The sequence below is a fragment of the Arthrobacter globiformis NBRC 12137 genome, assembly GCF_000238915.1.
GTDB classification, from domain to species: Bacteria; Actinomycetota; Actinomycetes; order Actinomycetales; family Micrococcaceae; genus Arthrobacter; species Arthrobacter globiformis.
The window spans coordinates 1-551 of record NZ_BAEG01000068.1 but is presented as its reverse complement, the minus strand read 5'-3'; the positions used below and the strand labels follow the sequence as shown (position 1 = coordinate 551).

The window sequence follows — 551 nt, the reverse complement described above, 5'->3', positions numbered from 1 at the left end:
CCGGTGCCGTGTCCGGTGGCGGGGTGGGTTGCGGGGTGGGTCATCGTGGCGATCATGAGGGCTGCGGCGGCCATGGTGAGGGCGTGGTAGGCGCATTTGATTCTGCCTTGGGTGCCGGCGCAGAGGAGTTTGTATTCGGGGCGGGCGACGGCCTGGATGATGAACCAGAGGGCTGCGGCGGCGAGGAGGCCGATCTGGGCGAGGATGGTGGAGGGTGCGAGGTTCCAGAGCATGGCGGCCATGAGGGTGTTCATGAGGGCGTGGAGGGTGTTGTTGACCCGGTCGGTGAGGTGGTGTGACCGTGTGGCCTGCCAGAGGTGGTAGCTTCCGCCGGCGAGCAGGACGGCGGTGAGGGTCCAGGTAAGTGCGGGGATGTTGAACACGTTCGATCACGCTTTCACTACTGGGATCGGGTCAGGAAAAAGGGCCGGTCCCCGATGCTGCCCGCGGGCAGCATCGGGGACCGGGTTGTTGGTGCTGGTCTTTTTCCAGCTCTACTTCATGGAGGGCCTGGCTGTTTAGTGTCCGTTGCTGGTGGAGCAGTGGCCGCT

The 551-nt window shown here is 65.0% G+C and carries 1 protein-coding gene; it reads right to left on the bottom strand.

The window, feature by feature from the left end; genetic code table 11:
- Positions 1-383: DUF5134 domain-containing protein (locus ARGLB_RS12015; protein WP_003802775.1), on the bottom strand; the 383-nt coding region annotated here is incomplete at its 3' end.
- Between the last annotated feature and the right edge of the window lie 168 nt (positions 384-551).